This is a genomic window from Myceligenerans indicum (assembly GCF_016742955.1).
Taxonomy (GTDB): Bacteria; Actinomycetota; Actinomycetes; order Actinomycetales; family Cellulomonadaceae; genus Myceligenerans; species Myceligenerans indicum.
The window spans coordinates 22,907-31,829 of the sequence record NZ_JABBYC010000050.1 but is presented as its reverse complement, the minus strand read 5'-3'; the positions used below and the strand labels follow the sequence as shown (position 1 = coordinate 31,829).

Annotated in this window: 8 protein-coding genes; 1 reads left to right on the top strand and 7 read right to left on the bottom strand. The window is 75.5% G+C overall.

Annotated elements, in window-relative coordinates; translation table 11 throughout:
• The 5 genes from HGK34_RS18730 to HGK34_RS18710 form a co-directional block, all read right to left on the bottom strand.
• Nucleotides 1-150 (bottom strand): XdhC family protein (locus HGK34_RS18730; protein WP_372433146.1); only part of this gene is annotated, 150 nt, incomplete at its 3' end.
• A 1-nt stretch (nucleotide 151) separates the two neighbouring features.
• Entirely contained in the window at nucleotides 152-1,351 is a 1,200-nt protein-coding gene (locus HGK34_RS18725) for a vWA domain-containing protein (protein WP_201850218.1), read from the bottom strand.
• A 1-nt stretch (nucleotide 1,352) separates the two neighbouring features.
• Nucleotides 1,353-2,234 carry an AAA family ATPase gene (locus tag HGK34_RS18720; protein WP_201850216.1) on the bottom strand — a complete coding sequence of 294 codons (882 nt, stop codon included), beginning with the start codon at nucleotides 2,232-2,234 and terminating at the stop codon, nucleotides 1,353-1,355.
• 49 nt (nucleotides 2,235-2,283) lie between these two features.
• A complete protein-coding gene (locus tag HGK34_RS18715) occupies nucleotides 2,284-2,946 on the bottom strand; it encodes a hypothetical protein (RefSeq protein ID WP_201850214.1) in 663 nt (220 codons plus the stop codon).
• Between the two features lie 88 nt (nucleotides 2,947-3,034).
• Nucleotides 3,035-3,370, bottom strand: a complete 336-nt coding sequence (locus HGK34_RS18710) for a hypothetical protein (protein WP_201850211.1) — start codon at nucleotides 3,368-3,370, stop codon at nucleotides 3,035-3,037.
• A 183-nt stretch (nucleotides 3,371-3,553) separates the two neighbouring features.
• Between HGK34_RS18710 and HGK34_RS18705 the strand changes: the two genes are divergently transcribed.
• Nucleotides 3,554-6,838, top strand: coding sequence for a TIR domain-containing protein (locus HGK34_RS18705; RefSeq protein ID WP_201850209.1), 3,285 nt, complete (start codon nucleotides 3,554-3,556; stop codon nucleotides 6,836-6,838).
• Here HGK34_RS18705 and HGK34_RS18700 read toward each other — a convergent pair.
• A complete protein-coding gene (locus HGK34_RS18700; RefSeq protein WP_201850207.1) occupies nucleotides 6,835-8,043 on the bottom strand; it encodes a ThiF family adenylyltransferase in 1,209 nt (402 codons plus the stop codon). The genes HGK34_RS18705 and HGK34_RS18700 overlap by 4 nt on opposite strands.
• On the bottom strand, nucleotides 8,040-8,921 hold the full coding sequence (locus tag HGK34_RS18695; protein WP_201850205.1) for a thiazole synthase: 882 nt from the start codon (nucleotides 8,919-8,921) through the stop codon (nucleotides 8,040-8,042). Before HGK34_RS18695 ends, HGK34_RS18700 begins: the two co-directional genes overlap by 4 nt.
• Nucleotides 8,922-8,923 lie beyond the last annotated feature (2 nt).

Sequence of the window (8,923 nt, the reverse complement as noted above, 5' to 3'; positions counted from 1 at the left end):
AGATGTGTATAAGAGACAGCCCTCACCCGAGCCCGGCCCCACCAACATCGCCGCCCCCGGCGCACGCGGCGCCGACCGAAACGTCGCCACCACCGTCGCCATCCCCACCGGCACACCCCGACGCCACCACTCCAACAACTCCTCCAGCACGTCACGCACGCGCGATCACCTCCAGTGCTTCTTCGAACGTACCCAGTGAATGCCCCGCAAGGAAGTGGTCCACCCACGGCAGCACGGCGACGATCCCCGACTGGACGGGCCGGTAGCCGTCCTTGCCGCGGTGCGGGTTGATCCAGACGACCGCGTGGGCCAGCCTGCGCAGCCGGGCCGCGCGCTCGGCCAGCTCCGCCGGATCGCCCCGCTCCCACCCGTCGCTGCAGATGACGACCACGGCCCCGCGCAGCCGCGCGCCGTGACGGTTCATCAGCGTCGCCAGGGAGTCGGCGAGTCGCGTGCCCCCCGCCCAGTCGGGGACGAGGTCACCGGCGCGCGCCAGCGCACGTTCCGGGTCGGGAGCCCGCAGGGCCTCCGTGACGCGGGTCAGGCGCGTGCCGAGGGTGAACACCTCGGCACGGAAACGGGTCCGCACCAGGCGCGCTCCCGCAGGGGCGGCGGACCGTACGACGGCGTGCGCGAGCCGCAGCAGCGCCTCCGCGTACGGACGCATGGAACCCGAGACGTCGACCAGCAGCACCACGCGGCGCGGGGTCCGGGCCCGGCGGCGCCGCTCGACCCGGGCCGGCTCGCCCGCGCGGCGCAGGGACGCGCGCAGCGTGCGGTGCAGGTCCGGGCGGCCGCGGCGCCACGGCTGGGCACGGGCCGCGCGGCGCAGCGGCGGACGCGGGCGCAGGGCGGCGATCTGCGCGGCGAGGACACGACGCTCCGCCCCGGTCAGTTCGGCGACGTCGCGGTGGCGCAGCACCTCGCGGTCGTCGGCCAGCACGGGGACGACGTCGGGCCGCTCCACACGCCGCGGGGGCACCGTGCCGGGCGGCGGCGCGTCGCGGCCGGACGGCAGGACGGCGGTGGAGGGTTCGGTGTCCGCGGAGGCGGTGGTGGTGCGTTCCGAGACCTCCGCGACGCCCGTGGACGCGCCCGGGCCGCCGCGCGGCACCGGCAGTCCGGTGACTGCCGCGCCGAACCACGCGGCGAACACCTGGTCGAACCGCGCCAGGTCCTCCGGCCCGCCGCACAGCGTGGCCCGGCCTGCTCGGTAGGTGGCCACGGCGCTGCCCGCGCCCAGCACGGTCGTGGCCTGAAGGAACGCGGTGGCACGATCGTGCGTCACCCCCACCCCGGCGGCGCGCAGCGCGCGGGCGAACCCGAGCAGCACCCGCTCGCCGCCGGACATCTCAGGCCGCCAGGATCCGGGTCAGCGCCTCGCGGGCGCGGATCGTGTCTTCGCGGTACTTGACCACCGCGCCGAGCGTGCGTGACGCGGCGTCGAGGTCGAGGGTCTCGGCACCCAGCCGCTCCAGCGCGCGGGCCCAGTCGAGCGTCTCGGCGACGCCCGGTGGCTTGAGCAGCGGCTCGCCGCGCAGCCGCTGCACGCACCCGGCGACCTGACGCGCCAGGGTCTCGGCGACCTCGGGCAGGCGGCTCCGCACGATCGCCACCTCACGCTCCAGGCCCGGATGGTCGATCCAGTGGTAGAGGCAGCGCCGCTTGAGCGCGTCGTGGAGCTCGCGGGTGCGGTTGGACGTGAGCACGACGGTGGGTGGAGTTCTCGCGCGGATCGTGCCGAGCTCGGGGATGGTGACCGTCCAGCCGGACAGGACCTCCAGGAGGAACGCCTCGAACTCGTCGTCGGCACGGTCGATCTCGTCCACGAGCAGCACGGACGGTGTGGTCCGCAACGCCTGCAGCACCGGCCGGGCCAGGAGGAAGCGCTCGTCGAACAGCGAACGTTCGGTGGTCTCGATCTCCAGCGCGTTCGTGTCCGACGACGCCGCGGCCGCCTCCAGCGTGCGCAGGTGCAGGATCTGGCGGCCGAAGTCCCAGTCGTACAGCGCCTGGGTGGCGTCGATCCCCTCGTAGCACTGCAGGCGGATCAGGGGCGCGTCGGTGACCTGGGCCAGCGCTTCGGCCAGGGCGGTCTTGCCGGTACCCGGCTCGCCTTCCAGGAGCAGCGGGCGCTCCATCGCCCGGGCAAGGTGCGCGACGGTGGCGAGTTCCTCGTCGGCGAGGTAGCCCGCCTCCCGCAGCGCGGCCGCGAGAGCCTCCGGTGAGTCCATCCGTTCAGGTTACGGGCAGGAGGCGGCACCGCCACCGTGGGACACGGCATCACGCGGGCGGCAGATGCTGGGCCTGTCCGGCACGCCCGGTTCCCTGCCGGCGCAGGACCCACCAGACGATGCCGCCGACGATCATGAGGACGCCGAGCATCCCGCCGCCGACGGCCACGAACCAGGCCGCGACGGTCGCGCCGAGGGTCCCGGCGAATCCGGGGAGCTCCTGGCCTCTCGCGAGGACCAGATAGGTGCCGTCCGGCACGCCCGGGTCTCCCGCGAGGAGCAGGGCCACCCCGGCCTCACCCTCGAACTGCGCGAGCAGGCGGCCGTGGAGGCCCCCCGCGTCGACGCTGCCGGACATCGGCGGCGGGTCCACCCCGATCGTGGCCCCGGCGGCGTCGACGACGGTGACGTCCTGGGCGGACATGCCCTGGGAGGTGGGATCCGGGCCGACCTCCCAGACCGCGTAGACGCCGTCCTCCGGCAGGTGCACGGTGACCGAGCCCGGCACGCTCACCGCGGCGAGCGCCTTCGGCCCCGGCTGGCCCGACGCCGTCACGAGGCCGGCCGGGACCACCCGGACGAACAGCATGGCGGCGACGAGGCCCGCCGCGACGGCGATCAGCAGGATCGCGACGCCGCTGAAGGTCAGGACCTTGGGCCCGAGCCCTACCCTGCGCTGCTCCACCCTGCCCTGCTCGGGGATGGCATTCACACGGGCATCGTCGCACGGCGGGGTGGTCGCCGCGACGGCGTGCGTGCCGCCGGCGACCACCCGCGCCCGGTCAACGGGAGGAGCCGGGTCAGCTGTCGCCGTCCATGGACTCGTCGTCCATGGGGCTCTCGTCGTCCATCGGGCTCTCGTCGTCCATCGGGCTCTCGTCGTCCATGGAGCTCTCGTCGTCCATGGAGCTCTCGCTCTCCATGTCGTCGGACATCTCGTCGTCGGACATCTCGTCGTCCGACATCTCGTCATCCGACATCTCGTCCGACGTCCCGCTGTCGGACATCTCCTCCGTGCTCGACGGCGAGGTGTCCTCGTCGGCGGGCTGGGAATCATTGCAGCCGGCCAGCAGGGTGGCGGCGGTCAGGGCGGACAGGGCAACGGCCGCGACGCGACGGCTCCGGGTGATCTTCATGCCACCGACGCTAAGGCCCAGGGAGCCAGAATGCCTCTTACAGCCTCGTTATGCGGTCCTTACGGGGATCTAACGCGCGGGGGGACCAGTCCGTTCACAAGTGCGTCCCGCCGCGCCGCCGCTCCCACCAGCACATCGGCCCTTTTCCCTTATATCCTGTTTGCGATCGACCGAGGGAGCTCGATGCCGGACCACGCCCCAGCCACCCCGCCCACCCGGCCGTACCGCCGGCGGTACGACGCCTTCCTCTCCTACAGCCGCAGCGCCGAGGGCGACTTCGTGCCCCGGGTCCAGGCGATGCTGCGCGGCTTCGGCAAAGGCGCGGCCGGCCCGTCGGACGATCGTGACCTGCGGCTCTTCGTGGACCGCTCCGGCCTGGCCGCGCATCCCCACCTGTGGCTGGAGATCAAGAACTGCCTGGCCGCCTCCGACCGGCTCATCGTGTTCGCCTCGCCCGGCGCCGCCGCGTCCGAATGGGTCGACAAGGAGGTGCGCTGGTGGCTCGCCGAGCGCAGCATCCACACCGTCTACATCGCTCTGACCAACGGTGAGATCGTCTTCGACCATCAGGCCGGCCGGATCGACGCCGAGGCCACCACCGCCCTTCCCCCCGCCCTGATCGAACATCTCGACCGCGAGCCCCGGTGGGTCGATCTGCGCGGCCCGCGCCGGGAGCCCGGCCGGACCAACCACCCGGAGCTGCCCAACGCCCTCGCCGAGCTCGCCGCGCCGCTGCGCCAGGTGGCCAAGGAGGACGTGCTCAGTGCCCACATCACCGCCCAGCGCCGGATCAACCGCCGTACCCGGGCCCTCACCGCGGCGCTGTCGGTGCTGCTCGCGCTCTCCGTGGTGAACGGCGCCCTGGCCGGGCACTCCGCCGAGCAGGAGGCGGCGGCGTCGTACGAGAGCGACGCCTATCTGCTCGCCGCCGCCTCCCATGCCGACCGCGCCGAGGATCCCGACCTCGCCCAGTATCTCGCCGCGGAGGCGTATCACCGGGCGCCGGGGACGCAGACCCGGCACGCCTTCCTCACCGCCACGCTCGACACCTCGCACGACGACCAGCACCTGCTCCGGACGGTCGACACCCCCGGCGTGACCGCCCTCGCCCCCACCGGCACGGGCGCGGTCGGACGGACGGCGACCGGCGGGCTGCTGCGCTGGAACCCCGACGACGGCGACCCCGAGATCCTGCCCGGCGCGAGCGTCACGCTTCCCGAGCCCCAGCTTCCCCCGGGGAGCACCGCGGTCGCGGGCAGCCAGGACGGGCGGGTCGTCGCGGCGATCGACGCCGCCGGGGTCATCCTCGGTCGCTTCCCGGACGGCGACGGCCCCCTGGCCGGCGACGGCGAGCTGGCGCGCCTGTACCGTCCGGTCCTGGACGTGAGGGACGACGAGCGCCTGGACCCCACCGGTGTCGCGGTCACCCCCGCCGGGGACACCCTGCTGGTCGCCTACGAGACCCGCGGACCCTGCCCCGGCGGGAAGAACCGCCAGCTCCTGAGCATCGCGCTGACCGGCCCGGACGGCGATCTCGGCCTGCGCGAGGTGGCCGCGCGCACCCACGCCTTCTTCGACAGCCCCACCTCTCGCTGCGACGCGGACGACGGCCCGCGCGCACCCGTCCGCGCCGTCACGGTGGGCGTCGCGGCCGCCGCGCTGCACGCCGACGACACGGGCCGGGTCGTCCTCGCGGATCCGCGTACCGGCAAGTCCCGCACGCTGGAGCTCGACACGCTCGCGCCGGCTCCGGGCGGGCCCGCGGCCGGGCCCGCCGACTCCGCCGCCGCCACTCTCGCGAACACCGTCCCGGCTCCGTCGCTGACCACCTGGGCGGAACTGACCGGCACGGGCTCCATGACGCGCGTGACGCTGCACCACCCGGCCACGAGGCCCGGTGAGGACCGGCCGGCCACCATGTCGTGCCCGGTCCCCCACGGCTGGGGGCACCCGCAGATCGCCGCCGTCGACGACTCCGGCCCCCGCGCGCTCGTGCGGACCGACGGCGGGATGGTCGCCTGTACCGCTCCGCGGGACATGCTCTGGCCCCGGACCCGGACCTGGCACCTGACCGGGGCCGCCCCGGACGCCGTCGCGGTGCTCGCGCCCGAGGACCGCGTCGTCGCCGCCGACGGCGAGAAGCTCTCCCTGTGGCGCACCACCCGGGAGAGCAGCGACATCGACCTCCCGCCGGGAGTCGTCCAGGACCCGGCCGCGGCACCCGTGGTCGCCTCCCGATCCGGGGACCGGCTTCCGGAGCACGCGGCCACGACGGCCCTGTCCTGGCCGGACGGCACGGTCCAGGTCCACGAGAAGGGCACCGTGGACGTCCCCGGCCTGGCCGGCGGCGAGCGCCTGCTGCCGGTCTGGCTGACCCCGTCGGCCGCGGGGTCCGGCGCCGTGCCGCGCGAGGACGGCGACCTGCTGCTCCTCGCGCCGGACGGCCGTGCCTGGATCGCCGCCACCGACGGGATGCGGCCCGGCCCGGACGGCGCGCTGGACCCGCCGGCGCGGCCGCTGCCGGATTTCCGCGGCCTGCTGCGCGGCGCCCATGCCGCGTACACCACGTGGGACACGGAGGGCTGTCTGCCCCGGCCGCTCGACGACCCCGACGAGACCTGCCCGGTGCTGGTCGGGGCCCGGCGAACCCCCGACCACCTGGTGCTGGTGGACTCCACGGGGGGCGTCTATCTCATGGACCCGGACCTGTCCACGGTGCCCCGCTACGTGCCCGACGAGCTCGGGATCGGTGACCCGATCGCGCCTCCGTGGGACGAACCGGGCCGTGTCTCGGTGTCCGACGACGGCCACTGGCTCGCCGTCGCCCCGCGCGGCCGGTCCCTGCGCGTGCTCGACCTCACCAGCCCCGTCCCCTCCTGGGACGTGCGCGGCGGTGCGATGGCGCAGGTGCAGCTGGTCCCCGCGCTCTGGGAGGGTGAGGACGCCCCGCCGCGGCTGGTCACGCTCGCGGAGGACGGCTCCGTCCGCATGGGCGCGGTGGCCGAGGTCGGCCCGCTCCTGCCCGTGCTGTCCCCGGGTTCCCTCGGTGACGTCCTGGCGGTGCTGGCCGAGCCGGGACTGCTGGTGCGCAACGAGGGCACCCGGCTGGCGTTGTTCGACATCCACTCCGGAGTGCGGGTCGGGACGATGGCCACGAACCTGCGGGCCGCCGCGGACGACCCCGGGCCTCTCACCGTGCATGCCGCGCACGGGCGTCTCCTGCTGGTGCAGGAGCACGGGGTCACGATCTCCCGGGCGCTGGACAAGGGCGAGCACGCGATGCTGGAGCAGGCCTGCGTCTCGGCCGCCCCGGCGCTCACGTCCCAGGACCTGGCGCGCCTGGGCGTGCGGCACACGACGCCCCGCTGCCGCCTGGTGTACACCGACGGGCTGCCGACGTTCACCGACCCGGAGCTCCTCACCCCCGCGGTGCGGCTCGCCCCGCCGCCGTTCCCGCCGGCCGGCTAGCGGCGCCCCGTCCCCGTCGTGCCGCCCGCGACGGACCGCGCCTCGATCCCTGCCCGGCCGAGCTCCTCCGCGACCCGGGCGGAGCGGACGCCGGACGCGCACAGCACGTGCACGACGCCGCCGCCCGCCCAGCCGGCGACGTCGGACACGACGCGGCCGGCCTCGGGACCGGTGAAGGCACCCGACGGGACCGTCCGCGCGCCGGGGAACGGGTCGGCGGCGACCTCCCAGGCCTCGCGCACGTCGAGCACGAGCGGCGCGGCGCCCCGGTCGCGTTCGGCGGCCAGCTCCGCCGCCGAGAGCCCGGCCGGGTGCTGCCCGGTGCCTCCGATGCCGCAGAACACGGCGTACGGGTCCGTGCCGGCGGCGTCGCCGGGGCCGCTCAGGAGCTCCGTGACCGGCTCGCGGTCCGGGTCGGGGTGCACCGTGAGTGTGCGCCACGTGCCCTGCAGCGCGTCGTGCACGGCGAGGCGCCCGAGCAGGGTGCGCCCGGCGCCGGTGATCAGCTTGATCGCCTCGGTCGCCATCGTCGTGCCGATGGTGCCGCACACGGCGCCCAGCACCCCGGCGGTCGCGCAGTCGGGCGACGCGCCGGGGGGCGGCGGGACGGGGAACAGGTCGCGGTAGGTCACCCCCCGGGGCTCGTCTCCGTCCCGGGCCCGGGGCGCCGCCCAGAACGTGGAGACCTGGCCGGTGAACCGGTGCAGCGCGCCCCACACGCACGGCAGGCCCAGGATCTCCGCGGCGTCGGAGACGAGGTAGCGGGTGGCGAACGCGTCCGACCCGTCCAGCACGAGGTCGTAGCCCGCCAGGACGTCCAGGGCGTTGCCGGGGGTGAGGCGGACGCCGTGCTCGACGACGTCCACGTGCGGGTTGATCTCGCGCACCGCGGCGGCGGCGGACGCCGTCTTGGGCCGGCCCACGTCGCTCTCGCCGTGGATCACCTGGCGCTGCAGGTTCGAGGTCTCGACCACGTCGTCGTCGACGACGCCGAGCGTCCCCACGCCCGCCGCCGCGAGGTACAGCAGGGCGGGGCTGCCGAGCCCGCCCGCGCCCACGAGCAGCACGCGCGCGGCACGCAGCCGGCGCTGCCCGTCGGCCCCGATCCCGGGCAGCGCCAGCTGCCGTGCGTACCGCGCCAGCTCGGCACGGCCGAGGTCGGGGCCGGGGTCCACGAGCGGGCCGAGCCCGGCGGTCCCGGTCACAGGGCCAGGTCCAGGTTGTCGCGCGCTCCCGGGGCGGGGGCGCCGCCGACCGCGACCCGGCCGTCGGTGGGCGAGGACGCGAGGGCCCCCTCCCGACGGGGCATGCGGCCCGCGCGGGCGGCGTCGTACCCGGCCTCGACCGCGAGCCGCATCGCGCGCGCCATCCGTACCGGGTCCGCCGCGCGCGTCACCGCGGTGGCGAGCAGGACACCGGCACAGCCGAGCTCCATCGCGAGCGCCGCGTCGGACGCGGTCCCGATCCCGGCGTCGAGGATCACGGGCACGGGCGAGGCCGCGGCGATGGCCTCGATGTTGCGCGGGTTGGCGATCCCGAGCCCGGACCCGATCGGCGAGCCGAGGGGCATGACCGCGGCGCAGCCGGCGTCGGCCAGGTGGCGGGCGGTGACCGGGTCGTCGTTGGTGTAGGGCAGGACGGTGAAGCCGTCCCGCACGAGGATCCGCGCGGCCTCGACGGTTCCGGCGGGGTCGGGCAGGAGGGTGGTGTCGTCGGCGATGACCTCCAGCTTGACCCAGTCCGTGCCGCACGCCTCACGGGCGAGCTGCGCCGTGAGCACGGCCTCGCGCACGGTGAAGCAGCCGGCCGTGTTGGGCAGGGCGCGGATGCCGAGACGCTCCAGCATGGCCCAGACCGAGGTGTCGCCGCCCTCCGCCCGCGCGTCCTGGCCCGTCCTGGGCTCGGGGCGCGCCACCCGCCGCATCGCGACGGTGGTCAGTTCCGTGCCCGAGGCCGTCAGCGCGTCCGCGAGCGCCAGGAGGCTCGCGGCGCCTCCGGTGCCCATGACGAGCCGTGAGCCGAGCGGGGTCCCGGCGATGGTCAGGGGCGTGTCGCCGTTCGCGGGCGTGGTCGCCGTCGGCATTG

Coding starts and splice junctions, on each gene's coding strand:
- HGK34_RS18725 (WP_201850218.1), bottom strand. CDS start 1,351: ATGTCCGGCGGCGAGCGGGTGCTGCTCGGGTTCGCCCGCGCGCTGCGC.
- HGK34_RS18720 (WP_201850216.1), bottom strand. CDS start 2,234: ATGGACTCACCGGAGGCTCTCGCGGCCGCGCTGCGGGAGGCGGGCTAC.
- HGK34_RS18710 (WP_201850211.1), bottom strand. CDS start 3,370: ATGAAGATCACCCGGAGCCGTCGCGTCGCGGCCGTTGCCCTGTCCGCC.
- HGK34_RS18705 (WP_201850209.1), top strand. CDS start 3,554: ATGCCGGACCACGCCCCAGCCACCCCGCCCACCCGGCCGTACCGCCGG.
- HGK34_RS18695 (WP_201850205.1), bottom strand. CDS start 8,921: ATGCCGACGGCGACCACGCCCGCGAACGGCGACACGCCCCTGACCATC.